Annotated in this window: 23 protein-coding genes; 19 read left to right on the top strand and 4 right to left on the bottom strand. The window is 72.6% G+C overall.

The window, feature by feature from the left end; translation table 11 throughout:
- The first annotated feature begins 187 nt into the window (after window positions 1–187).
- Entirely contained in the window at window positions 188–574 is a 387-nt protein-coding gene (locus O7546_RS22100) for a hypothetical protein (protein WP_194802366.1), read from the top strand.
- 7 nt (window positions 575–581) lie between these two features.
- Here O7546_RS22100 and O7546_RS22095 read toward each other — a convergent pair whose 3' ends face one another.
- Entirely contained in the window at window positions 582–800 is a 219-nt protein-coding gene (locus O7546_RS22095; protein ID WP_013287999.1) for a DUF397 domain-containing protein, read from the bottom strand.
- 66 nt (window positions 801–866) lie between these two features.
- Here O7546_RS22095 and pepN point away from each other — a divergent pair, with 66 nt between their 5' ends.
- The 11 genes from pepN (at window position 867) to O7546_RS22040 (ending at window position 13,454) form a co-directional block, all read left to right on the top strand.
- The gene (gene pepN / locus O7546_RS22090; RefSeq protein WP_194802365.1) at window positions 867–3,383 is read left to right on the top strand and encodes an aminopeptidase N; all 2,517 of its coding nucleotides are present in this window, start codon (window positions 867–869) and stop codon (window positions 3,381–3,383) included.
- Between the two features lie 83 nt (window positions 3,384–3,466).
- Complete coding sequence (gene nadD / locus O7546_RS22085; protein ID WP_013475510.1) at window positions 3,467–4,063, top strand: nicotinate-nucleotide adenylyltransferase; 597 nt, start codon at window positions 3,467–3,469, stop codon at window positions 4,061–4,063.
- 110 nt (window positions 4,064–4,173) lie between these two features.
- Window positions 4,174–4,578 (top strand): ribosome silencing factor, encoded by a 405-nt coding sequence (gene rsfS, locus O7546_RS22080; protein ID WP_194802364.1) that lies wholly within the window; start codon window positions 4,174–4,176, stop codon window positions 4,576–4,578.
- Window positions 4,575–5,204 carry a histidine phosphatase family protein gene (locus O7546_RS22075; protein ID WP_194802363.1) on the top strand — a complete coding sequence of 210 codons (630 nt, stop codon included), beginning with the start codon at window positions 4,575–4,577 and terminating at the stop codon, window positions 5,202–5,204. The genes rsfS and O7546_RS22075 overlap by 4 nt, the downstream gene beginning before the upstream one ends.
- Window positions 5,205–5,252: 48 nt before the next feature.
- Complete coding sequence (locus tag O7546_RS22070) at window positions 5,253–6,107, top strand: DegV family protein (protein WP_194802362.1); 855 nt, start codon at window positions 5,253–5,255, stop codon at window positions 6,105–6,107.
- Window positions 6,108–6,116: 9 nt separating this feature from the next.
- The gene (locus O7546_RS22065; RefSeq protein WP_194802361.1) at window positions 6,117–6,893 is read left to right on the top strand and encodes an SDR family oxidoreductase; all 777 of its coding nucleotides are present in this window, start codon (window positions 6,117–6,119) and stop codon (window positions 6,891–6,893) included.
- 503 nt (window positions 6,894–7,396) lie between these two features.
- The gene (locus O7546_RS22060) at window positions 7,397–8,188 is read left to right on the top strand and encodes a ComEA family DNA-binding protein (protein WP_269698143.1); all 792 of its coding nucleotides are present in this window, start codon (window positions 7,397–7,399) and stop codon (window positions 8,186–8,188) included.
- The gene (locus tag O7546_RS22055; RefSeq protein ID WP_281600003.1) at window positions 8,185–10,596 is read left to right on the top strand and encodes a ComEC/Rec2 family competence protein; all 2,412 of its coding nucleotides are present in this window, start codon (window positions 8,185–8,187) and stop codon (window positions 10,594–10,596) included. Before O7546_RS22060 ends, O7546_RS22055 begins: the two co-directional genes overlap by 4 nt.
- Window positions 10,597–10,719: 123 nt before the next feature.
- Window positions 10,720–11,700, top strand: coding sequence for a DNA polymerase III subunit delta (gene holA / locus O7546_RS22050; protein ID WP_013287990.1), 981 nt, complete (start codon window positions 10,720–10,722; stop codon window positions 11,698–11,700).
- Window positions 11,697–12,188 (top strand): hypothetical protein, encoded by a 492-nt coding sequence (locus tag O7546_RS22045; RefSeq protein WP_281600002.1) that lies wholly within the window; start codon window positions 11,697–11,699, stop codon window positions 12,186–12,188. The genes holA and O7546_RS22045 overlap by 4 nt, the downstream gene beginning before the upstream one ends.
- A 60-nt stretch (window positions 12,189–12,248) precedes the next feature.
- On the top strand, window positions 12,249–13,454 hold the full coding sequence (locus O7546_RS22040; protein ID WP_281601177.1) for an IS30 family transposase: 1,206 nt from the start codon (window positions 12,249–12,251) through the stop codon (window positions 13,452–13,454).
- 123 nt (window positions 13,455–13,577) lie between these two features.
- Here O7546_RS22040 and rpsT read toward each other — a convergent pair whose 3' ends face one another.
- Window positions 13,578–13,844, bottom strand: a complete 267-nt coding sequence (gene rpsT, locus O7546_RS22035) for a 30S ribosomal protein S20 (RefSeq protein WP_013287988.1) — start codon at window positions 13,842–13,844, stop codon at window positions 13,578–13,580.
- Between the two features lie 486 nt (window positions 13,845–14,330).
- On the bottom strand, window positions 14,331–15,383 hold the full coding sequence (locus tag O7546_RS22030) for a phosphotransferase (RefSeq protein WP_281600001.1): 1,053 nt from the start codon (window positions 15,381–15,383) through the stop codon (window positions 14,331–14,333).
- Between O7546_RS22030 and O7546_RS22025 the strand changes: the two genes are divergently transcribed.
- From O7546_RS22025 to O7546_RS21995, 7 genes are all read left to right on the top strand, one after another.
- The gene (locus O7546_RS22025; protein ID WP_135241591.1) at window positions 15,382–15,918 is read left to right on the top strand and encodes a DUF4240 domain-containing protein; all 537 of its coding nucleotides are present in this window, start codon (window positions 15,382–15,384) and stop codon (window positions 15,916–15,918) included. The genes O7546_RS22030 and O7546_RS22025 overlap by 2 nt on opposite strands.
- Window positions 15,919–16,044: 126 nt before the next feature.
- Window positions 16,045–17,922 (top strand): translation elongation factor 4, encoded by a 1,878-nt coding sequence (gene lepA / locus O7546_RS22020; RefSeq protein ID WP_194802358.1) that lies wholly within the window; start codon window positions 16,045–16,047, stop codon window positions 17,920–17,922.
- Window positions 17,923–18,144: 222 nt separating this feature from the next.
- Window positions 18,145–18,432, top strand: coding sequence for a GlsB/YeaQ/YmgE family stress response membrane protein (locus O7546_RS22015; protein ID WP_116507974.1), 288 nt, complete (start codon window positions 18,145–18,147; stop codon window positions 18,430–18,432).
- Between the two features lie 252 nt (window positions 18,433–18,684).
- The gene (locus O7546_RS22010; RefSeq protein ID WP_030503112.1) at window positions 18,685–18,969 is read left to right on the top strand and encodes a transglycosylase; all 285 of its coding nucleotides are present in this window, start codon (window positions 18,685–18,687) and stop codon (window positions 18,967–18,969) included.
- A 223-nt stretch (window positions 18,970–19,192) separates the two neighbouring features.
- Window positions 19,193–20,485 (top strand): sugar ABC transporter substrate-binding protein, encoded by a 1,293-nt coding sequence (locus O7546_RS22005; protein WP_194802357.1) that lies wholly within the window; start codon window positions 19,193–19,195, stop codon window positions 20,483–20,485.
- Window positions 20,482–21,468, top strand: a complete 987-nt coding sequence (locus O7546_RS22000; protein WP_013287981.1) for a sugar ABC transporter permease — start codon at window positions 20,482–20,484, stop codon at window positions 21,466–21,468. The genes O7546_RS22005 and O7546_RS22000 overlap by 4 nt, the downstream gene beginning before the upstream one ends.
- Window positions 21,465–22,298 (top strand): carbohydrate ABC transporter permease, encoded by an 834-nt coding sequence (locus O7546_RS21995; protein ID WP_013287980.1) that lies wholly within the window; start codon window positions 21,465–21,467, stop codon window positions 22,296–22,298. Before O7546_RS22000 ends, O7546_RS21995 begins: the two co-directional genes overlap by 4 nt.
- A 13-nt stretch (window positions 22,299–22,311) precedes the next feature.
- On the opposite strand, the gene O7546_RS21990 is transcribed toward O7546_RS21995, so the two are convergent.
- Window positions 22,312–23,172 (bottom strand): hypothetical protein, encoded by an 861-nt coding sequence (locus O7546_RS21990; protein WP_269697483.1) that lies wholly within the window; start codon window positions 23,170–23,172, stop codon window positions 22,312–22,314.
- Between the last annotated feature and the right edge of the window lie 89 nt (window positions 23,173–23,261).

The raw sequence follows: 23,261 nt of genomic DNA, 5'->3' as shown, positions 1-23,261 counted from the left end.
ACGCGGCCGAACCCTCCATTCCAGCAGCTCCGGCCCCCTGGGGGAGGGGCCGGCCACGCGGGCGGGCGCTGGCCCCTCCCCGGGCCCGGAAAAGCTGGTTGGCTCGGGTTCGCGGACCGGCGGCGACCGGCCCGCCGCCCGCCGGCGCGACGTCCGGGGGCGTCATCGACGACGGGGGAGGGTACCGATGCGTGACGACAGGGCGGCACGACGGCACCGCGAGGCACCGGCCCGGCTGCGCGGCGACGGCCGCGACGGGCCGCTGATCGGCACGCCCCGGCGCGCCGCCGCCCGCCCGCCGCGCTACTTCACCGTGCACCTGGGCTTCGCCGCCGACGATCCGGCGGTCGCGCGCGAGCACGCCGTGGCGTACGCCGAAGCGCTCGGCCTGCTCCGCCCGGAGCTGGCGCTCGCCGCGGCGGCGCTGTCCCCGGCGGACGCCTGGCACCGCGCCGAGCGGCTGTTCTGCGACGCCGCCGGGCCCGACGGCGAGCGCTGCGCCGACGTGGCCGGTCACCCCGGCTTCCACCACGCGCCCGGCCCGGGCGGGCTCGGCTGGGGCGACGGTGACTGAGGTGCGCTCAGTCCAGGTCGAACTCGCCGTCCTGGGCGCCCGCGACGAACGCGTCCCATTCGGCCTGGGTGAAGACCAGCACCGGCCCGTCCGGCTCGGCGGAGTTGCGCATACCGATCAGGTCGTCGACGAAGGCCACTTCGACCGCTCCCTCGGAGGTGTCGCCCTCAGCCCGCTGCCAAACCGCCCGGGAGAGGTCGAAATCGCCCTTGGGGTGCTGACCCATCGCTGCTCCTCCATCGCCATGCGTAACGAGGCGGCCCGAGCGGACCACATCGGGCAGGATAAGCGGATGCCGAGCCTCACCCGTGCAGAGGCGACCGCGCGCCGCGCGTCGATCACCGTCGAGTCCTACGATGTGGACCTCGACCTGACCGGCGACGCCGAGCGGTTCCGCTCCGCCGTCACCATCCGGTTCCGGGCCACCCCCGACGCCGAGACCTTCGTCGACGTCAAGCCGCGCCGACTCCTCGCCGCCCGCCTCAACGGCAACGACCTCGACCCGGCCCTGCTCGCCGGCGACCGGCTGCCGCTGACCGGCCTGGCCGAGGACAACACGCTCACCGTCGAGGCCGAGATGGCCTACTCCAACACCGGCGAGGGGCTGCACCGTTTCGTCGACCCGGCCGACGGCGAGACCTACCTCTACGCGCTGTCCTTCCTGGACGACGGGCCGCGCATCTTCGCCGCGTTCGACCAGCCCGACCTGAAGGCCCCGGTGACGCTGACCGTCACCGCGCCGCCGGAGTGGACCGTCGCCGCCAACGGGCCGCTCGCCGACCGGCCCGCACCGGGGCGCTGGGAGTTCGCCACCACCGAGCCGCTGGCCACCTACTTCGTCTCGCTGATCGCCGGGCCCTGGCACGTGCTGCGCGCCGAACACGACGGCATCCCGCTCGGCCTCTACTGCCGGCGTTCGCTCGCCGAGCACCTGGACGCCGACGCCGAGGAGATCCTCACCGTCACCCGGCAGTGCCTCGACCGCTTCCACGAGCTGTTCGCCGAGCGCTACCCGTTCGGCAAGTACGACCAGGCGTTCGTGCCCGAGTTCAACGCCGGCGCGATGGAGAACCCGGGCCTGGTCACGATCCGCGACGACTACGTCTATCGCTCAGCGGTCACCGACACCCAGCGGGAGCTGCGCGCCACCACCATCGCCCACGAGATGGCGCACATGTGGTTCGGTGACCTGGTCACCATGAGCTGGTGGGACGACCTGTGGCTCAACGAGTCCTTCGCCGAATACCTGGGCACCCGGGTCACCGCCGAGGCGACCCGGTTCGACCGGGCGTGGACCACGTTCGCGAGCCACCGCAAGGCCTGGGGCTACACCGCCGACCAGCGTCCCTCCACCCACCCGGTGGCGCCGGAGGAGGTGGCAGACGCCGCACAGGCGCTGCTGAACTTCGACGGCATCTCGTACGCCAAGGGCGCCAGCGTGCTGCGCCAGCTCGTCGCCTGGCTCGGTGACGAGGCGTTCCTGGCCGGGCTGAACGCGCACTTCGCCGCGCACCGGTTCGGCAACGCGACGCTCGCCGACCTGCTGGCCGCCCTGGGTACGGCGAGCGGCCGCGACCTGGACGGCTGGGCGGAACGCTGGCTGCGCCGCGCGCAGGTGAACACGCTGCGGGTCGACACCGCCGTGGACGCCGACGGGCGGTGGACCGACGTGGCGATCGTGCAGACCGCCCCGGCGAGCCACCCGGTGCTGCGGCCGCACCGCATCGGTGTGGCCCACCACACCGCGGACGGCCCGGCGTACCGGTTCGAGGTCGACCTCGACCCCGACGCCGACGGCGGCCGGACGCCGCTGCCCGAGCTGGTCGGACGGCCCGCCACCGGGCTCGTGCTGCCGAACGCCGGTGACCTGACGTTCGCGAAGATCCGCCTCGACCCGGCCTCGGCGGACGCGGTGCCGCTGCTGCTGCCGGGGCTCGACGACTCGCTGGCCCGGGCGCTGCTCTGGGCCGAGACGCTTGACGCGGTCACCGACGGCGAACGGCCGGCCGGCGCGCTCGCCGGGCTGATCGCGGCGGCGCTGTCCGCCGAGACCGAGGTGACGATCGTCGAGGACGTGCTGCTGCTCAGCCGCCGGCTGATCGACCGCTACCTCGACCCGCTCGCCCGGGCCGCGGCGCTGGTGCGGGTGGCGACCGCATGTGGGGCGCTGCTCGACTCGGCGCCCGCGGGTGGCTCCCTGCAACTGGCGGCGGCGCGGGGTCTGATCGGCGCGACAACCGACACCGCCATGCTGACCGGCTGGCTCGCCGGCAAGGACGTGCCGCCGGGTCTGGCGGTCGACGCCGACCTGCGCTGGGCGGTGCTGCGCCGACTCGTGGTGCTCGGGGCCGCCGGTGCGCCGGAGATCGACGCCGAGGCCGACGCCGACCGCAGCGCCACCGGCGCCGAGCAGGCTGCCGCGTGCCGGGCCGCGTTGCCCGACGTCGACGCGAAGCGGGCCGCGTGGGAGATCGTCACGCGCAGCACCGAGCTGTCGAACCGGCTGGTCGAGGCGACCGCCGAGGGCTTCTGGCAGCCCGAGCAGGCCGAGCTGACCGCCGGGTACGTGGAGCGCTACTTCACCGACATGCCGGCGGCGGCGCGGCTGCGTACCGCGTGGGTGGCCGACGCGGTCACAGTGGCCGCGTACCCCCGCTACGCCGTGTCGCAACCCACCCGGGAGATGGCCGCGGCGCTGCTGGCCCGCGACGACCTCACGCCCGGCCTGCGGCGATGGGTGACGGACCTGGACGACGACATGCGCCGGGCGCTGGTGGCCCGGACGGCGGTGGCCGCCGCGTCGGCCTGACCGGGGCACGCCGGGCGGGGCCCACCCGCCCGGCGTGGCCGACCCCGCCCGAGCCCGCCCGCCGCGCGGCCTACGATCGCGGGGTGGAGGAAGACATCCGGCGGGTCGGCATCATGGGCGGCACGTTCGACCCGATCCACCACGGGCACCTGGTGGCGGCGAGTGAGGTGGCCGACCGGTTCGGTCTGGACGAGGTCGTGTTCGTGCCGACCGGGCAACCGTGGCAGAAGGCGGAGGAAGCTGTCACCCCGGCCGAGGACCGCTACCTCATGACGGTGATCGCCACCGCCTCCAACCCGCGCTTCCAGGTGAGCCGGGTCGACATCGACCGGGGCGGTCCCACCTACACCGTCGACACGCTGCGCGACCTGCACGCCGAGTACGGCCCGAAGGCCCAGCTGTTCTTCATCACCGGCGCGGACGCCCTGGAACGCATCCTCTCCTGGAAGGACCTGGACGAAGCGCTCGAACTGGCCCACTTCATCGGCGTGACCCGGCCCGGTTTCGAACTCACCGACAAGCACCTGCCGGCCGACTCGGTGAGCCTCGTGCAGGTGCCCGCGATGGCGATCTCCTCGACCGACTGCCGCGCGCGGGTCGCCCGGGGAGAGCCGGTGTGGTACCTGGTGCCCGACGGTGTGGTGCAGTACATCGCGAAGCGGCGTCTTTACCAGCGGTGATTCGCCCCTGTGTGTCCCGGTTCATGCCTGAAATCGACCAGAACTGACAAGTCGCCGCACCGCCGGGTGTGAGACGCTTGGAGGGTCGCACGGTTGATCGAAGGAGAACGGTGACAGTTTCCGAACGCGCGCACGAGCTGGCGATGGCCGCCGCCCAGGCCGCGGCCGACAAGAAGGCACAGGACATCGTCATCATCGACGTGGGCGACCAGCTCGCGATCACCGACGCGTTCCTGCTGGCCGCCGCTCCGAACGAGCGTCAGGTCCTCGCCATCGTCGACGCCATCGAGGAGCGCCTGCTGGAGCTGCCGGAGAAGGCCAAGCCGGTGCGCCGCGAGGGCGAGCGGGGTGGCCGCTGGGTGCTGCTCGACTACGTCGACATCGTGGTCCACGTCCAGCACACCGAGGAGCGCGAGTTCTACGCCCTCGACCGGCTCTGGAAGGACTGCCCGCAGATTCCCTTCGAGGACCGCGACCTGGCCGACTCGGCCGCCGGCACCGCCACCGCCGAATGACCCGCCTGATCGTCTGGCGGCACGGCAACACCGACTGGAACGCCGGAAGCCGCGTCCAGGGCCAGACCGACGTGCCGCTCAACGACCTCGGCCGGGAGCAGGCACGTGCCGCCGCGCCGGTGCTCGCCGCGCTGCGCCCGGACGCGATCGTCGCCAGCGACCTGCGCCGGGCCGCCGACACCGCCGCCGCGCTCGCGGCGCTGACCGGGCTACCGGTCCGCTCCGACGCCCGGCTGCGCGAACGGCACTTCGGCCAGTGGCAGGGCCTCACCCTGACCGAGGCGGCCGAGCGGTTCCCCGACGAGTACGCCCGCTGGCGGGCCGGCGACCCCGACCCCGGCGCCGGCATCGAGCCCCTGGGCGACCTGGGCGCCCGGCTCGGCGCCGGGTTCCAGGACGCCGCAGGCCTCGCCGTCGGCGGCACCGTCGTGGTGACCACGCACGGTGGCGGCGCCCGGCAGGGCGTCGGGCACCTGCTCGGCTGGGACCACACGGTGCTGCGCAGCCTCGGCTCGCTGGCGAACTGCCACTGGACCGAACTGCGCCACGACGACGTGCGGGGCTGGCACCTGCGCGCGCACAACGTCGGCCTGATCACCCAGCCGGCGCTCACCGACGCGGTCTGACACCTCCGGCCCCGGCACGTCACAGCGCCATCGGCTAGCGTGCCGGTCATGCCCGTCGCGGTCGTCACCGACTCCACCGCCTACCTGCCCCCCGACCTGATCCGCGCACGCGGCCTCACAGTCGTCCCGCTCACAGTCGTGCTCAACGGCGCGGAAGGACTGGAGGGCGTCGAGACCTCCCCGGCCGACGCCACCCGCGCGCTGAGCGGCCGGCGGGTCTCGGTGAGCACGTCCCGGCCCGCGCCCGAACAGTTCGCGCAGGTCTATCGCAGATTGCTCGCCGAGGGCGCCGACGGCGTGGTGTCGGTGCACCTGTCCGCCGAGCTGTCCGGCACCGTCGAGGCCGCCCGGCTGGCCGCCGCCGAGGTCGGCGACGACCGCGTCACGGTGGTCGACAGCCGATCCACAGGCATGGGCCTCGGCTTCCCGGCGCTCGCCGCCGCCGCGGCCGCCGCGCAGGGCGCCGACCTGACCGGGGTACGCGACGCGGCGCTGGACGCGGTCACCAGGACCACCATCTACTTCTACGTCGACACGCTGGAGTTCCTGCGCCGGGGCGGCCGGATCAACGCGGCCGAGGCGCTGCTCGGCACCGCCCTCTCGGTCAAGCCGATCATGCACATGCCGGACGGCGCGATCGTGGTGAAGGACAAGGTCCGCACCGCCAGCCGGGGCGTGGCACGCCTGGTCGACCTCGCCGTCGAGGCAGCAGGTGACGCCCAGGTGGACCTCGCCGTGCACCACCTCGCCGCGCCGCAACGCGCCGAGCAGTTGCTGACGGCGCTGACCGAGCGGCTGGGCGATCGCCTGCACGACACGTACGTCACCGAGGCCGGAGCCGTCGTCGCCGCGCACGCCGGGCCCGGGCTGGCATGCGTGGTGGTGCACCGCCGCACCCCATAGGGTGGCCGGATGAGCGCTCTGTCGTACGTCGTCACCGGCGGCGGGCGCGGCGTCGGACGGGCCGTCGTCGAACGGCTGGCCGCAGACGGCGGCACAGTGGTCGTGGTCGAGCGGGACACCAGCGCGCTGGACTGGCTGGCCCGCCACCCGCTCGCCGACCGGCTGCACGCCCTGACCGGCGACGCCGGTGACGAGGCGGTCACCGGCCGGGCCGCCGACCGCGCCGAGGCACACGCGCCACTGGCCGGCTGGGTCAACAACGCCGCCGTCTTCCGCGACGCCGACCTGCACCGCGCGCCCGCGAGCGAGGTCGTCGACCTGATCGCGCTGAACCTGCGCCCCGCCGTGGCCGGGGCCGCGACCGCCGTACGCCGGTTCCTGGCCGCACGCACCGGCGGCGCGATCGTCAACGTCTCATCCCACCAGGCCCGCCGGGCGGTGCCGGGGGCACTGCCGTACGCCACCGCCAAGGCCGCGCTGGAGGGGCTGACCCGGGCGCTCGCCGTCGACTACGGTCCGCGCGGGATCCGCGCCAACGCGGTCGCGCTCGGGTCCATCCACACCGAACGGCACGCCGCCTACCTGGCCGGACTCGACCCGGCCGGGGTGGAGCACGTCGACGCGGAGATGGCCCGGCTGCACCCGCTCGGCCGGATCGGGCGTACCGACGAGGTGGCCGAGGTGGTCGCGTTCCTGCTCTCCGACCGCGCCTCGTTCGTCAACGGCGCGACGGTGCCGGTCGACGGTGGGCGGGCCGCGCTCGGGCTGGACCCGGAGGCACGCTGAGCTTCGCCTTCCGGCCGCCCTAGCACAGTCAGGGCTTGATCGGGCTCCTGTCCACAGCGCGCTGGCTGTCCACAGGTGGGAGTTCACCGGCCGACGGTCGACGAGCCGTCGCCGTAGCGTCCCGAGCCGTGCCAGACGACCAGGAGACGACGGTACGGCGGCGGCTCGCCCGGCTGTTCGGGTTCACGGATGCCGTCGCTGTTCCGTCGATCCGCGCCGGCCGGCTGGGGGAGTCCGGCCATCGAGCCGGAGAGGCCCAGCCCGGCCCGGATCTCGTCGAGCAGGGCGGCCGGCCGGCGCGGTCCTCCTGGCCGCCCGGCCTTTCCCTGCCCGGGCCGGACGGTGCCGTGCCGATCTTCACCGGCGGGTCCGGCGCGAGCCTCGGGGATGCCCCTGGCCGGGCCGGCACCCGCGACCCACAGCCGCCGGGCGAGCAGGACGCCGGTCCGCCTGCTCGGCGTCGGCCCGGTGCCCGAGGGCGGCTCGGGCGTGGGCCGGACGAGATCGAGCCGGGTTTCGGGCTGCGCCCCGGATTCCCGGAGCGCGACGGCGGGCGGGAGCATCCGTTCGGGGCTGATCCGGCCTCCGACGATTCGGACGCCGACGGCACAGGCGACGCTCCGGGATCCGGGCGTGGGCTCGCGTCGCGGCTGCCCGGTCCTGGGGCGTTCGATCCCGGCCGCCGGGGTGTACGCGCGCTCGCGGCGGTGGCCGCAGTGGTGGTCCTGGTGGCCGCCGTCTGGGCGTGGCGCGCGCGTCCCAGCGCCGAGCCCGTAAAGCCCGTCACGGCGTCCTCCGAGGCGCCGGTGAGCGCGGCGACCGAAGCGGCTCCCGGAGCGCCGGTGGCGGTCGGCTCACCCGGTCAGGTGGTCGTCGCGCTCGCCGGCAAGGTCCGGCGTCCCGGCCTGGTCCGCCTGCCGGCCGGCGCGCGGGTGGCCGACGCGATCGAGGCGGCCGGCGGCGCGCTGCCCGGCGTCGACGTGGCGCTGCTCAACCCGGCCCGCAAGGTCACCGACGGGGAGCTGATCCTGGTCGGCGTCACCGCCCCACCCGGGCAGGCCGCGGCTGGTGGTGGTGCACCGGGTGGCTCGGCGGCACCTGCGGGCCCGGTCAACCTGAACACCGCCACGCTGGCCCAGCTCGACGCGCTGCCGGGCGTCGGCCCGGTGCTCGCCCAGCGGATCCTCGACCACCGGGACCGCAACGGCGGGTTCCGGTCCGTGTCCGACCTGCGGCAGGTCGACGGCATCGGCGACGCCCGGTACGAGCAGCTCAAAGAACTGGTGACGGTGTGACCGCCGGACGCGGGCCACGCCCCGCGCCCCTCGACGGTGACGTGGCCGGCCGCGACGTGCCCGACCTGCGGCTGGCCGGGCTGGCGGTGGCGGCCTGGCTCGCCGCGTTGGCCGGGCTGCACCTGAGTGTCCGGTCGAGCGTGTGGGTGGCCGCCGTCGCCGCCGCGCTCGCCCTGCTCACGGGCCTGCACCTGGCCGGCGTGCTCGGCCGGCCGGGCGTGACGGCCAGCCGCTACGGCTGGATCGCGGTCGCCGTACTGCTCGGCGTCCTCTGCGGGGCGGCGGCCACCGGCGCGCGGGTCGCGGTCCGCGACGCCGCCCCGGTCCGCGCGCTCGTCGCCGACAGCGCCCCGGTCACTGCCGAGCTGGTGCTGCGCGACGATCCCCGCCCGGTACGCGGCGCGCCCGGCCGGCAACCGATGCTGTTGGTCCGCGTGGATCTGATCCAGCTCACCGGCCCCGGCGGCGCCCGCGTCACCGGCCCGGTACGCGCCCTGGTGCTCGCCACCGACCCGGCCTGGCGTCCACTGCTTCCCGGCCAGCGTGTCACCAGCCGGGGGAGGCTGGCCGCCCCGCGCGGCGGTGACCTGACCGCCGCCGTGCTCTCCACCGCCGAACCGCCCACGCTGCGCGGCGACGCGTCGTGGCCGCAACGGGCGGCGGGGGTGCTGCGGGCCGGGCTGCAACGGGCCTGCGAGCCGCTGCCCGACGCGCCGGGCGGGCTGCTGCCGGGTCTGGTGGTGGGCGACACCAGCCGGCTGCTGCCGGAGGTGGAGGAGGACTTCCGGGCCACCGGGATGACGCACCTCAACGCGGTGTCCGGGTCCAACGTGGCGATCGTCGTGGGAGCGGTGCTGCTGCTGGCCCGCTGGGCGCGCGCCGGTCCGCGTACCGCCGCCGTGCTCTGCGTCCTCGCGCTCGTCGGGTTCGTCATCCTGGTGCGGCCATCGCCGAGCGTGGTGCGTGCCGCCGCGATGGGCGCGATCGGGCTCGCCGCGCTCGCCGCCGGGCGGTCCCGGTCGGCACTGCCGGCGCTCGCCGCCGCTGTCACCGGGCTGGTCCTGTACGACCCGGACCTCGCGGGCGACCCGGGTTTCGCGTTGTCGGTCTGCGCCACCGGGGGACTGCTGCTGCTCGCGCCGGGATGGCGGGACGCGTTGCGGCGACGGGGTGTACCGGCCGGGCTGGCGGAGGCGCTCGCGGTGCCGGCCGCTGCGCAACTGGCCTGCGGCCCGGTGATCGCCGGGCTGTCCGCGACGGTGAGCCTGGTGGCGGTGCCGGCGAACCTGCTCGCGGTGCCGGCCGTCGCGCCGGCCACCGTGCTCGGCGTGCTGGCGGCGGTGCTGTCGCCGGTGTGGCCGGGCGGTGCGGAGTTCCTGGCCTGGCTGGCGAGCTGGCCGGCGCGCTGGCTGGTGGCGGTCGCCGCGTACGGGGCGGACCTGCCGGCCGGGAACCTGCCGTGGGCGGGCGGGGTGGCAGGAGCCCTGCTGCTGGCGGCGGTGAGTGTGGCGCTGCTGCTCGCCTTCCGGCGACGCCGGGCGCGGCGGCTGATCGCTGTCGTCGTGGTGGCGGTGGTGCTGGGTGCGGTGCCGATCCGGCTGCTCGCCTCGGGCTGGCCGCCGCGCGGCTGGGTGGTGGTGGCGTGCGCGGTGGGGCAGGGGGACGCGGTGGTGCTGCCGGTCGCCGCCGGCCGGGCCGTCGTGGTCGACGCCGGCCCGGAGCCGTCCGGCGTGGACGCATGCCTGCGCCGCCTTCGCGTACGCGAGGTGCCGCTGCTGGTGGTCAGCCACTTCCACGTCGACCACGTCGGCGGTGTGGCCGGGGTGTTCCGCGGCCGGCGGGTGGGTGCGGTGGTGGGTCCGTCCTGGTCCGAGCCGCCCTTCGGTGTCGCCCAGGTACGCGAGGCGGCCCGCGGGGCCGGTGCGCCGCTGACCCCGGTGCAGGCGGGCTGGCGGTGGTCAGCGGGCGCGGTGGACCTGGTCGCGGTCGGGCCGCCGTACCCGCTGCGGGGCAGCCGGTCGGATCCGAACAACAACTCGCTGGTGCTGGCCGCCACCGTGGGCGGGGTACGGATCCTGCTCACCGGTGACGCCGAGACGGAGGAGCAGCGGGCGATGCTGGAGACCACACCGGCCGCCGCGATCCGGGCCCACGTGCTGAAGGTCGCCCACCACGGGTCCGCGTACCAGGCGCCGGAGTTCCTGGCCGCGGTGCGTCCGGCGGTGGCGCTGGTGAGCGTGGGCGTCGGCAACGACTACGGGCACCCCAACGCCGGGTTGCTGGACCGGCTGACCCGGGCTGGTGCGCGGGTGCTGCGTACCGACACCGACGGGGACGTCGCGGCGGTCCGGGTGGATGCCGGCCTCGCAGTGGTGAAACGCGGCGCCGAGTCGGGACCGCCACGCTGAACCAGGGGAATCTTGTTGCGATAGATGGGGAATCAAGTCAAATGTCTGGATTTGCGCTGTGTGCGGGCTGCGCCGTCACAGTCCCCGATGAGCAGGCCCGGCCGGGTCGGAGGGCGTGCGAGTATGGGCGACGTGACCCCCGCCGACCTGCCTCCTATTGTGCTCGTCCTCGGCGACGAGGAGCTGCTCGCCACGCGAGCGGTCACCGAAGCCGTCGCCCGGGCCCGCGAGGTCGACCCCGACGTGGACGTACGGGAATACCAGGCCGGCACGCTCACCGTCGGCGAGATCGCCGAGATGCTCAGCCCGTCGCTGTTCGGCGGTCGCCGGGTGCTCGTGCTCCGCTCCGGGCAGGACGCCCGCAAGGACCTGTCCACAGCGCTGCTCGCGTACGCGAAGAACCCCGACCCGGACGTGCAGCTCGTGGTGCTGCACCTGGGCGGGGCCAAGGGCAAGGCGTTCGCCGACGGTCTACGGGCTGCGGGCGCCACAGTGGTGCCGGCGGTGAAGCTGAAGGGCGACCGGGAGCGGGCCGCCTTCGTGCGGGACGAGATCCGCCGCATCGGCGGCAAGTGCACGCCCGACGCGGCCGACGCCCTGGTCGCCGCCGTCGGGAACGACATGCGCGAGCTGGCCGCCGCCTGCTCGCAACTGGTCGCCGACACCGACGGGCGGATCGGCGCGGACACCGTCGCCCGCTACTACCGGGGGCGGGCCGAGGTCACCGGCTTCACCGTCGCCGACGCGACGATGGTCGGTGACGTACCAGGTGCGCTGGAGGCGCTGCGATGGGCGCTGCACGTCGGCGTCGACCCGGTGCCGATCGCCGACGCGCTGGCCGACGGCGTACGGACCGTCGCCCGGGTCGCCGCCGCAGGGCGGGGCAGCGCGTTCCAACTGGCGAAGACGCTCGGCATGCCGGCCTGGAAGATCGAGAAGGCCCAGGTACGCGCCCGGGGCTGGACGCCGGAGGGCCTGGTCGAGGCGATGCGGGTGGCGGCCGAGTGCAACGCGGCGGTCAAGGGCGGCGCCGACGACCGGGCGTACGCGCTGGAGCGGGCCGTGTTCTCGGTGGCCGCGGCCCGGCAGGGCGGCGCCCGGTGACCCGAGCGTGGTCGACGGTGGCCACGGACGAGGAGCGGTACCGCCCGCTCTACGCCCGGGTGCTGGGGCTGCGTTTCGTCAACCCGGGTGGGGTGCTCTGCTTCCTGTTCTTCGAGGGCGCGGTGGCGCTGGCCGTCCTGCTCGCGCTCGCCGAACTGGTGAGCTGGTGGGCGGTGCTGGTGCTGCCGATCGCGGTGGCCGCGATGGTCAAGCTCAACGACGTGGTGGCCGAGATGGTCGTCCGCACCGCGGCGCAGGTGCCCGAGCAGGAGCGGGATCGCTTCCGCCGCCAGATGGAGCCGGTGGTCGGCCGGGCCCGGGTGCCCACGAGCGCCCGTGCGTTGCCGGGCGGCGCGACGAGCATCGGGTCGCTGCCGCGCGGCGCGGCGAGTTCCCGTGCGTTGCCCGGCGGCGTGACCGCGGATTCCCGGGGCGTCCGCTACCACCATCCGCAACGCGTGACATTCGACCGCCCGAACGAGCGATAGCCGCAGCCACCGGGGTGCGCTCTCCCGCCGCCTCGCGCTGCGCCCTCCAGAGGCCCGGCGCTGCGCCTCCCGACACCGCGCCCCGCGCTCTCCGGACGCCCCGCGCTTTCCCGCCGGACCGACCGCCGAAGCCGCCGCCGGGGGCCCGATCACTCCGTAGATCTTGGTACGAAATGGCCCCCAGAGGCGGGTTCAACCGGTGGTTGCAACACCCTTCCGGTGATCTTCGTTGGGGTGGTTGTGGCGTCGAGGTTGAGCCCGCTGGAGCGGGAGCAGATTGGGTTGGGTCGGGCTGCGGGTGAGTCGTTGCGGTCGATTGCGCGTCGGTTGGGACGGGCGGTCTCGACTGTTTCGCGTGAGGTGGGCCGGTTCGAGCGTTACGGGCAGCAGTATCAGCCGTCGATGGCGCAGTGGGCGTCGTTCTTGCGGCACAACCGTGCCAGGCGTGTGCCGCGGTTGGCTGTTGACGGGCGGTTGCGGCAGACCGTGGTGGATATGCTTCGTCGACGTCGTTCGCCGCAGCAGATCGCCGCTCGGCTGCGGTGGGAGTATCCGCTGCAGCCGGAGATGCATGTGTCGCACGAGACGATCTATCAGGCGATCTACCTGCAGGCGCGAGGGAATCTGCGTGCCGAGCTGACTCGTCAGGTGGCCCTGCGGTCCGGGCGAGCGGCGCGTCGGCGCCGGCCGGTGGCTGCGGCGGCGGTGCGCTCGAGTCGGCCGTGGCTCGGTTTGAACATCAGTGCCCGGCCCGCTGAAGTCGCCGATCGGGCCGTGCCCGGGCATTGGGAGGGCGATCTGCTCGAGGGAGTACGACGGGGTGGACGTGGTGGATCCGCGATCGCGACCCTGGTAGAACGCGCTACCCGATTCGTGATCCTGGTCGGACTGCCCGAGGGCAAGGTGTCCGAACACGTCGTATCTCAGCTGGCTGCCGCGATGACCTGGCTACCGCAGCGCCTACGGGCCTCGCTGACCTGGGACCAGGGCACAGAAATGGCCCGGCACCGTGACTTCACCATCGCCACCGACTGCCCGGTCTACTTCTGCGACCCCCACAGCCCCTGGCAACGCGGCAGCAACGAGAACACCAACGGCCTGCTGCGCCAGTACTTCCCCAAAGGCCAGTTCGACTTCACCACCATCGACCAAACCGGCCTCAACGCCATCGCCGACGAACTCAACGACCGTCCCCGCATGACCCTGGGCTGGGCCACCCCCGGTGAGAAGATGACCCAGCTACTAGGTGTTGCAACCACCGGTTGAACCCGCCAGAGGGGCCGAAATCTTCCAAGATCTCCGCGCGCGGCGCGCGACGGGGGAGTGCGGACAGGCGGAAGCCCCGTGGGCTCGTGGCCCCGGGGCTTCCGGTGGAATCTGTAGCGCTGGTCAGGCAGAGAACGAGGCGACGCGCTTGGCGATCGCCGACTTCCGGTTGGCCGCCTGGTTCGAGTGGATGACACCCTTGCTGGCAGCCTTGTCCAGCTTGCGGGTGGCCTCACGCATGAGCACGGTGGCCTTCTCGGTGTCGCCCGCCTCGGCAGCCTCGTGGAACTTCCGGATGGCGGTCTTCAGCGACGACTTGACCGACTTGTTACGCAGCCGGCGCTTCTCGTTCTGCCGGTTGCGCTTGATCTGGGACTTGATGTTCGCCACGCGACAGCCTCGTCTTGATAGCTCGGGTTGGTCTGCTTTCGCGCACGACGAGCATGCGTCATCGCCGCGCGAAAAGCCAGGCTACCAGGTCGGCCCCGGACGAGCCAAAACGCCTCCGGCCGGGGCCCACCCGACCCTCGTCACCAGCATGCCGCCGCACTCATGGACGCCGCCAGGCCGACCGGCGTTCCCAGGCTGGTTGGGCGGCGCGCCAGTTCGGGGAGGTGGCGGGGTCAGAGCCCGTGTGATGCCGCCTTTTCCCCGTGCTGGTGTGGATCAAGGGTGAGGGTCGGTGGACTGATTCGCCAGTTCGGGGAGGTGGCGGGGTCGGGGGCAGTGTGATGTGACCACTTCCCCGTGCTGGTGTGGATCAAGGAGGCGGTGGGATGCGGCCGCCTTGCCGAACCGGGGTGGATCACGGGGAACCGGCGGGGTGGGGCCGGCTCGCGGACCAGGTTGCTTGTTGACATGGCTGTCCCTCGTCAGTCAGGACCAGCCCTGCCGCTCGGCCAGCCAGCCGAGCGCCTGCTCCCCGCTCCACAGCTGGTGGGCGCGCAGGTGCGGGGAGGCGTTCGACGGTCCGGCGGCGGCACCGGTCAGGAAGTACCCGGCCAGTGCGGCGAGCGTCACGTCCAGCGCGTCGGCCGGCGCTCCCGCCGTCGCCGGGTGACCGGCGAACGCGGCGTCCGCGTCCAGGCCGCCGGCGTACGCGGTGAGCAGCAGCCCGGCCAGGTCGAACCAGGCCGGCCCGTGGCAGAGCCAGGGCCAGTCGCACAGCCAGGCGCGGCCGTCGGGGTCGATCAGGAGGTTGTCCACCCGCAGGTCGCCGTGGGCCAGCCCGGGGGCCGCGTCGGCGTACCCGGGCAGCCGCGACTCCAGCGCGACCAGCTCGGCCAGCGGGGCGCCGGCGGCCTGCTCGGGCGGCGGCTCCCGCCCGGCGGCCACCTCGCCCCACCAGAGGATGTCGTCGCGGGCCAGGTCCGCGAGGCGGGGTAGCCGGAGCGCGGCCAGCTCCGCGGGCGGCTCGGCGAGCGCGGCGGCCACTTCGGCGTACGTGGCGAGTGCGGCGTCCAGCTCGGCCGGCGCCCAGGGCAGCGTGGGGGTGTGCCCGTCGATCGCGTCGAGCGCGAGCGCGTACCAGCCGGACTCGGTGAGCGCCCAGCGCGGCCGGGGCACCGGCAGGCCGGCCGGGAGCCGGGCCAGGACCGCCGCCTCGTGGGCGTACCAGTCGACCAGGTGTCGTTGCCCGTGCAGCGCCGCCGCCTTGACGAACACGCTCTCCCCGGCGGGGCCGGTCAGCACGGCGGCGAAGCCGCTGGTGAATCCGCCACCCGTCACCCGTACCGCTGACGGTTCGCCGCCGATCCGGGCGGACAGCGCATCGCGCAGCCCGGCCGGCAGGTCGGCCCAGCCGGGCCGGACGGCTGTCGACCCGTACGGGACGGGCGGTAGGGAGATCGGGCGCACCGCACCATGCTGCCGCACCGGCGGCGCGCGGCGGACCGGCGTGTCGGTGGGCTCTGCCAGACTGCCTGCCATGAGGACCGACGAGTTCTGGCAGTTGATCGACGACGCGCGCGCCGGCGCCGGGGGAGAGCCCGACGCGGTGGCCGCCCGGGCGGTCGCGCTGCTGGCCGAGCGCGACCCGGAGGAGATCGTCGGCTACGCCCACCACCAGCGGCGGGTGCTCGCCGCCTCATACAAGGTCGACCTGTGGGGCGCGGCCTACCTGATCAACGGGGGTGCCTCGGACGACGGCTTCGAATATTTCCGGGGTTGGCTGATGACGCAGGGGCGGGCGGTGTTCGCGCGGGCGGTCGGCGATCCGGACGCGCTGGCCGAGCTGCCGCAGGTCCGGGCCGCGGCGCTCAGCGGCGAGGAGTTCGAGTGCGAGCAGATGCTGGCGGTGCCGTGGGACGCGTACCGGAAGGCCACCGCGTCCGACCTGCCGGCCGAGCGTGACCCGGTTCCGGTGCCCGACCTGAACGACTTCTGGGACTTCGACGACGAGGAGGAGGCCCGCCGCCGCCTGCCGCGGCTGGCCGCACTCTTCGTCGAGCCACCCGTGGAATAGCCGAGCCACCCGTGGAATAGCGGTGGAGTGAAGGGGGAGCCCGGGCGCGCGCCGGGCGACGTGGGACCATGGAGGGGGCCGGCGGCGCGCCGGCCCGCTCACGTCAGCCGACCAGAACGGACCGCTGTGCCACCGACGCTCGATCCCGGCGCGAACGCTCCTGGTGCCACCGACCCGGCGCGCATCCGGAACTTCTGCATCATCGCCCACATCGACCACGGGAAGTCGACCCTGGCCGACCGGATGTTGCAGCTCACCGGTGTGGTCGACCCGCGGCAGATGCGCGCGCAGTACCTGGACCGGATGGACATCGAGCGCGAGCGCGGCATCACCATCAAGAGCCAGGCCGTGCGGATGCCGTGGACGATCCGCGAGGGCGACCGGGCCGGTGAGAGCGCCGTGCTCAACATGATCGACACCCCGGGCCACGTGGACTTCACCTACGAGGTGTCCCGTTCGCTCGCCGCCTGCGAGGGCGCGATCCTGCTCGTCGACGCCGCGCAGGGCATCGAGGCGCAGACGCTCGCCAACCTCTACCTGGCGCTCGAGAACGACCTGCACATCATCCCGGTGCTCAACAAGATCGACCTGCCGGCCGCCCAGCCCGAGAAGTACGCCGAGGAGCTGGCGCACCTGATCGGCGGCGACCCGGCGGACTGCATCAGGGTCTCCGGCAAGACCGGCGAGGGCGTGCCCTACCTGCTGGACGAGATCGTCCGGCAGTTCGTGCCGCCGGTGGGCGAGGCCGAGTCGCCGGCCCGCGCGATGATCTTCGACTCGGTGTACGACGTCTACCGGGGCGTGGTCACGTACGTCCGGGTGATCGACGGCCGGATCTCGGCCCGGGACCGGATCAAGATGATGTCCACCGGCGCGGTCCACGAGCTGCTGGAGATCGGCGTCATCTCGCCGGAGATGGTGAAGGCCGACGCGCTCGGCGTCGGTGAGGTGGGCTACCTGATCACCGGCGTGAAGGACGTGCGCCAGTCCCGGGTCGGTGACACGGTCACCATCAACAACAACCCGGCCAAGGAGGCGCTCGGCGGCTACAAGGATCCGAAGCCGATGGTCTACTCGGGTCTCTATCCGATCGACGGCTCGGACTACCCGAACCTGCGCGAGGCGCTGGACAAGCTCAAGCTCAACGACGCCGCGCTGGTCTACGAGCCGGAGACCTCCGGCGCGCTGGGCTTCGGTTTCCGCTGTGGCTTCCTCGGCCTGCTGCACCTGGAGATCATCCGGGAGCGGCTGGAGCGGGAGTTCAACCTCGACCTGATCTCCACCGCGCCGAACGTGGTCTACCGGGCCATCCAGGAGGACGGCGAGGAGATCGTGGTCACCAACCCGAGCGAGTACCCGACCGGCAAGATCGCCGAGGTGTACGAGCCGACCGTGCGGGCCACGGTGCTGACCCCGAACGACTACGTGGGTGCGGTAATGGAGCTGTGCCAGGGTCGCCGGGGCAGCCTGCTGGGCATGGACTACCTCTCCGCCGACCGGGTGGAGCTGCGGTACACGCTGCCGCTGGCCGAGATCATCTTCGACTTCTTCGACCAGCTCAAGAGCCGCACCAAGGGTTACGCCTCGCTGGACTACGAGCCCTCCGGTGAGCAGGCGTCCGACCTGGTGAAGGTCGACATCCTGCTGCACGGTGAGCCGGTCGACGCGTTCAGCGCGATCGTGCACAAGGACAAGGCGTACACGTACGGCACGACGATCGCGGCGAAGCTGCGCACGCTGATCCCGCGCCAGCAGTTCGAGGTGCCGATCCAGGCGGCCATCGGCAGCCGGGTGATCGCCCGGGAGACCATCCGCGCGATCCGCAAGGACGTGCTCGCCAAGTGCTACGGCGGTGACATCAGCCGGAAGCGCAAGCTGCTGGAGAAGCAGAAGGAGGGCAAGAAGCGGATGAAGATGGTGGGCCGGGTGGAGGTCCCCCAGGAGGCGTTCATCGCGGCGCTGTCGTCCGACTCCGGCGACGGCAAGCCCGCCGGCAAGAAGTAGGTCGCCAGAGCCCACGAACCGGCCGGCGTCCCCTCGCAGGGGCGCCGGCCGTTCGCGTACCCAGGAAATTTTCAGCTGCTGGCAGCGCTCCCACCTGCGGGTTCGTCCCGGCCGGGGGAGCGGCGGTCGTTGCCGCCGGTTTCGGTTTTCGATGCGTCGGGCACTTAGCGGTCACGACAGCAACCGCACAGAACGTGCGAAATCGCTTTAGGAGGACCGACCGTGGAGTTCACCGTCTGGGGCATCATCACCGCGCTCGTCGTGGGTCTGATCGTCGGCGCGCTGGGCCGGCTGGTCGTGCCGGGCCGGCAGAACATGCCGATGTGGCTGCACATGGTGATCGGTGTCGGCGCGGCGCTGCTGGGCACCGTCCTGGCCCGTGCGCTCGGCATCGCCACGCAGACCGCCGGTATCGACTGGGCCGAGCTGGCCGTGCAGGTCGTGCTCGCCGCCATCGGTGTGGCCCTGGTGGCCGGCGTCGGCCGCCGCCGCAGCGTCTCGCGTTACTGATCGACGCATCACGCGCCTCGACGGGCGCCCGGCCCCACGGCCGGGCGCCCGTCGGCGTATTCGGCGCATTGAACCCCGTCGGTGTGCCGGGCCCGCCCGCCGCGCCGGGTTTCGGGGAGAAGCAGCAGGTCAGGGTACGTCTGAACAATTCGTCATCGGAGTCGGTTTGGATTTCCGGACGGTCGGGAACTTAGCGATCACGACAGTAACCACACAAAAACGTGTGACCGGATCTTAAGGAGGAGGGCGACCATGGAGCTCACCGTTTGGGGCATCATCACGGCGCTGGTCGTTGGTCTGATCGTCGGCGCGCTGGGCCGGCTGGTCGTGCCGGGCCGGCAGAACATGCCGATGTGGCTGCACATGCTGATCGGCGTCGGCGCCGCGCTTCTGGGCACGATCGTGGCCCGGGCCTCCGGCTTCGCCGAGACCGCCGGTATCGACTGGCGCGAGCTGATGCTGCAGGTGCTCTTCGCCGCGATCGGCGTGGCCCTGGTGGCCGGTGTCGGTCGTCGCCGCGGCGTCTCGCGCTACTGACCCCGCATCACGCGCCTCGACGGGCGCCCGGCCTCACGGCCGGGCGCCCGTCGCCGTGTGCGGCCCCTTGAGCTGCCCGGACGGCATCGATGTCGGCCGGGCCTCCGGCTGCGATACGGTCGCCTGTGCCCTCCGTCACGAACACCCCCTGTTGTAAAGGAAATTTTCCTACTAAGGTGCGGCGGAGAAGGTTAGTGCCAAACGGCCCTGAGGGAGATATGGCGTGAACAGGTGGAAGCGGCTGGCTCCGGTCACCGCCATCGTGGCGTCGGCCGCGTTGGTGCTGACCGCGTGCGGTGGCTCCGGCGACGACGACAAGGCCGCCGACAACAGCAAGCTCACTGTGTGGATGATGGGTGAGGGCGGCGACGCCCAGACCAAGTTCCTCGACAGCGTCGAGGCGGAGTTCAAGAAGAAGCACCCCGAGACCGACGTCGTGGTGCAGTACATCCCCTGGCTCGAGGCGCCGAAGAAGTTCCAGGCCGCGCTCGCCGGCGGGGAGGGTCCGGACGTCACCGAGCTGGGCAACACCGAGACCCAGGGCTGGGCCGCGCAGGAGGCCCTGGCCGACGTCTCGGACAAGTTCAACGGCTGGTCCGAGGGCAAGGACATCCTGCCCGACCTGGTCAAGAACGCCCAGCTCGACGGCAAGCAGTACGGCGTGCCGTGGTACGCCGGCGTGCGCGCCGTCTACTACCGCACCGACTGGTTCGCCGAGGCGGGCGTGAAGACGCCGACGAACTGGGACGAGATGGTCGCCGCCGCGAAGGCCGTGCAGGCCAAGAAGCCCGGCACCTACGGCATCGCCCTGCCCGGCAACTCCGAGCTGCCGTTCTACTCCTTCCTCTGGGGTGCCGGCGGGGAGATCGCCACCAAGGAGGGCGACAGCTGGAAGTCCGGCTACAACACCCCCGAGGCGCAGAAGGCGGTCAAGTTCTGGACCGATCTGGTCACAGTGCACAAGGTCGCCCCGCCGGCCGCCGCCGGCTGGAACGAGGTCGACGCCCGTACCCAGTTCGCCACCGGGAAGGCCGCGATGGCGTTCGCCGGCAGCTGGCAGGGCGGCGCGATGAAGAAGGACAACCCCGACATCGAGAAGGTGTGGGGCACGTTCCCGATCCCCGGCCCGGACGGCAAGGCCGCCCCGGCGTTCGCCGGTGGCTCCGACATCGCCATCTGGAAGGACAGCGAGCGGCAGGCGCTGGCCTGGGACTACATGACCGTGCTGCTGAGCAAGCAGAAGGACAAGGAGTTCGCCAGCAGCCTCGGCTTCTTCCCGGTCTACCAGGACCTGGTCAGCAGCGGCGACTACGCCAACGACAAGGTGATGGCCGCGTTCGCGACCGCCATCCAGAACACCAAGCTGACCCCGCTCACCCCGAAGTGGGTCGAGGTCAGCCGGACCAAGACGGTGACCCAGGCGATGAACAGCTCGGTCATCAAGGGCCAGAAGACGGTCGAGAAGGCTACCGCCGACGCGGCCACCGAGATGGAAAGCATTCTCAACGCCAAGTGACCACGCTGACCGAGGCCACCGGCGAGGCCGCCGCGCGGGAGACCCCCGCGCGGCGGCGCCGTCGCCGGGTGGACCACCTTCCGTACCTGCTCCTCCTGCCCTGCCTGGCGATCATCGCCGTGCTGCTGCTCTGGCCGCTCGGCCAGGTCGTGTGGATGTCCTTCCACAAGCTGGACAGCGTCCGGCAGTTGCGCGGCGACCGCGAGTGGCCGTGGGTCGGCCTGGCCAACTACGCGCAGATCCTCGGCGACCCGTTCTTCCGTACGGTGCTGCGCAACACGGTGCTGTTCGCGCTCGCCAACGTGGCGCTCACGATGATCCTCGGCACCCTGGTCGGGCTGCTGCTCAACCGCCTGGGCAAGAAGATGGCCACGTTCGTGGCGAGCTGCGTGATGCTCGCCTGGGCCACTCCGGCGCTGACCGGCACGATCGTCTGGAAGTGGATCTTCGACGACACGAGCGGCCTGGTCACGTGGCTGTTCAACAAGCTCCCGGACGGGCTGTCCACGGCCCTGTTCGGGCGCAGCGACTGGACCGGGTACGGCTGGTTCAACGACCCGCTGCTGTTCTTCGCCATCCTGACGCTCGTGGTGGTCTGGCACTCGTTCCCGTTCATCGCGGTGAGCGTGCTGGCCGGGCTCAAGAGCGTGCCGACGGAGTTGCAGGAGGCGGCCCGGGTCGACGGCGCCGGGCCGTGGAAGGTGTTCTGGTCGGTGACGTTCCCGGTCCTGCGGCCGGTCTTCGGCATCCTCGTGGTGCTCTCCACGATCTGGGACTTCAAGGTCTTCACCCAGCAGTTCGTGCTGGCCGGCGGCACCCAGGACCGGTCCACGTTCATGCTGTCGATCTACTCGTACGCGGAGGCGTTCTCGCCGCCGCCGAAGTACGGCCTCGGCTCCGCCATCGCAGTCATCCTCACCGTGATCCTGCTCGTGGTGACCGCCCTGTACGTCCGCATGGTGCTGCGGCAGGAGGACGAATGATGAAGAAGATCGCCCTCAACGGCGCGGGCCTGCTGGTCGCGCTCTTCGCCGCGTTCCCGGTCTACTGGATGGTGGCGACGTCGCTGAAGCCCAACCGGGAGATCTTCTCGTCCACGCCCCGGCCGGTGCCGGCGGAGCCGACGCTGGAGCACTACCGGGAGATCCTCACCGGCAACCTGATCCCGGGCGTCACGTTCGCCGACTTCTTCCTCAACAGCGCGCTCGTCGCGCTGGCGACGGTGCTGCTGAGCGGGCTGGTCGCGCTGCTCGCCGCGACAGCCGTGGCCCGGTTCCGGTTCAAGCTGCGCACCACGTTCCTGATCATGCTGCTGGTGGTGCAGATGATCCCGCTGGAGGCGCTGGTCATCCCGCTGTTCCTGATGATCCAGCGGCTCGGCCTCTACAACACGCTGCCCAGCCTGATCCTCACGTACCTCGGCTTCTCGCTGCCGTTCGCGGTCTGGATGCTGCGTGGCTTCGTCGCCGCGGTGCCGAAGGAACTGGAGGAGGCCGCCGCCATAGACGGCGCCAGCCGGGCCCAGACGTTCCGCAAGGTGCTGTTCCCGCTCGTCGCGCCCGGCCTGGTCGCCACCAGCATCTTCTCGTTCATCACCGCGTGGAACGAGCTGATCTTCGCGCTGACCTTCATCAACGACCAGCAGAAGTACACGCTGCCGGTGGCGATGACGTTCTTCTTCGGCCGGGACGACACCGCCTGGGGCTCGGTGATGGCCGCGTCCACGCTGTTCACCCTGCCGGTGATCGTCTTCTTCCTGCTGGTGCAGCGCCGGATGGTCTCCGGGCTGGTCGCCGGAGCCGTGAAGGGCTGAGGGCCGCGGCCGGTCAGGCCGCGGCGAACACCTCGGCCCGCACCTCGGTGGCCGGGTCGCCCTTCACCCGGGCCCAGGAGCCCTGCTCGGCGGTCCACTCCAGGTTGCCGAAGCGGACCTTCTTCACGCCGTGGTCGTCGGCGTGCGAGACCAGCCAGTGCGCGTACCGCCAGCCGTTGCGGTCGCCGCCGGCCGGCACGGTGAGCGCGGTCAGGTCGGTCGCCGTGGGCAGCCGGGGCAGCCCCCAGTCCAGCGACAGACTCTCCAGCACGGCGCTGGCGGCGGCCGGGCCGCGCATCGTCGGCGGCGAGGAGACAGTGCAGGCCACCGCGCCGGTCGCGTGGCCGAGCAGCGCGCGGGTCAGGACCTCCGACTCGTCCGCCCACTTCTCGTACGCCTCGGGGAACGCCGACCGCTGCACCCGCTGGGCGGCGTCGGTGACCCGCATCCGCTCCCAGCCCTTGACCTTCTTCAGCGCGGCGTAGAACTTGTTCGCCGCGTACCGCGGGTCCTGGACCTGCTCCGGTGTGCCCCAGCCCTGGCTCGGGCGCTGCTGGAACAGGCCGAGCGAGTCGCGGTCACCGTGGGCGATGTTGCGCAGGTGCGACTCCTGGTACGCGGTCGCCAACGCCACCACCACCGCCCGCTCGGGCATCCGGCGCTGCATCCCGATGGCCGCGATGGTGGCCGCGTTCGCCATCTGGTCGGCGCCGAGCACCACCTCGCCGTCCGCCTTCACGGTGCAGGTCCGGCTGGACAGGGGGAGCCGCAGGTGCTCGCCGAACTGCTTGGTCACGACATAGACCGCGAGCAGTGCCAGCACGCACACCGCCACCCCAGATGCCACGATCGCCGCTCGCGTCCGCACCCGCACCCCCTGTCCCGACAGTCCGACAAGCGTACGTCCCACCCGCACCGGCGCGTCTCGGCCGACCGGCGGGCCCCACCTCGGCCGCAATGGCT

The sequence above is a fragment of the Micromonospora sp. WMMA1976 genome, from assembly GCF_027497335.1.
In the GTDB taxonomy this organism is placed as follows: Bacteria; Actinomycetota; Actinomycetes; order Mycobacteriales; family Micromonosporaceae; genus Micromonospora; species Micromonospora aurantiaca.
The sequence above is the reverse complement of the archived record's forward strand: the minus strand, read 5'-3'. Positions and strand labels throughout refer to the sequence as shown.

Coding starts and splice junctions, on each gene's coding strand:
- O7546_RS22100 (WP_194802366.1), top strand. CDS start 188: ATGCGTGACGACAGGGCGGCACGACGGCACCGCGAGGCACCGGCCCGG.
- O7546_RS22095 (WP_013287999.1), bottom strand. CDS start 800: ATGGGTCAGCACCCCAAGGGCGATTTCGACCTCTCCCGGGCGGTTTGG.
- pepN (WP_194802365.1), top strand. CDS start 867: ATGCCGAGCCTCACCCGTGCAGAGGCGACCGCGCGCCGCGCGTCGATC.
- O7546_RS22075 (WP_194802363.1), top strand. CDS start 4,575: ATGACCCGCCTGATCGTCTGGCGGCACGGCAACACCGACTGGAACGCC.
- O7546_RS22070 (WP_194802362.1), top strand. CDS start 5,253: ATGCCCGTCGCGGTCGTCACCGACTCCACCGCCTACCTGCCCCCCGAC.
- O7546_RS22065 (WP_194802361.1), top strand. CDS start 6,117: ATGAGCGCTCTGTCGTACGTCGTCACCGGCGGCGGGCGCGGCGTCGGA.
- holA (WP_013287990.1), top strand. CDS start 10,720: ATGGGCGACGTGACCCCCGCCGACCTGCCTCCTATTGTGCTCGTCCTC.
- O7546_RS22025 (WP_135241591.1), top strand. CDS start 15,382: ATGAGGACCGACGAGTTCTGGCAGTTGATCGACGACGCGCGCGCCGGC.
- O7546_RS22030 (WP_281600001.1), bottom strand. CDS start 15,383: ATGGCAGGCAGTCTGGCAGAGCCCACCGACACGCCGGTCCGCCGCGCG.
- O7546_RS22010 (WP_030503112.1), top strand. CDS start 18,685: ATGGAGCTCACCGTTTGGGGCATCATCACGGCGCTGGTCGTTGGTCTG.
- O7546_RS21995 (WP_013287980.1), top strand. CDS start 21,465: ATGATGAAGAAGATCGCCCTCAACGGCGCGGGCCTGCTGGTCGCGCTC.